The sequence below is a fragment of the Chryseobacterium sp. SIMBA_029 genome, from assembly GCF_046535275.1.
Taxonomy (GTDB): domain Bacteria; phylum Bacteroidota; class Bacteroidia; order Flavobacteriales; family Weeksellaceae; genus Chryseobacterium.
The window spans coordinates 1-278 of sequence record NZ_JAWRXA010000229.1 but is presented as its reverse complement, the minus strand read 5'-3'; the positions used below and the strand labels follow the sequence as shown (position 1 = coordinate 278).

The 278-nt window shown below is 63.3% G+C and carries 1 protein-coding gene; it reads right to left on the bottom strand.

Annotation, left to right across the window (positions count from 1 at the left end; all coding sequences use genetic code 11):
- Positions 1–2 precede the first annotated feature (2 nt).
- Positions 3–278: divalent metal cation transporter (locus SB679_RS23930; RefSeq protein WP_410704738.1), on the bottom strand; the 276-nt coding region annotated here is incomplete at its 5' end.

Here is a 278-nt window from a genome sequence, read left to right as displayed (position 1 = left end):
CCCTAGGCCAGGGCACCGAATGTCAGGGCGATGAGCACCACGTTGAGGCCCACGATCAGGACCGCGCTGGTCCACGCGGCGAATTTGACCGGCATCGAGTCGGCGTGGATTCCCATGACATCGCGACTGCCCGTGAGCCGGATCAGCGGAATCAGGGCGAAGGGAATGCCGAAACTGAGCAGCACTTGGCTAAGTATCAGGGCCAGGGTCGGTTCTATCCCCGCGCCAAGGATGATCAGGGCTGGAACCAACGTCACCGTCCGGCGCACCATGAGCGG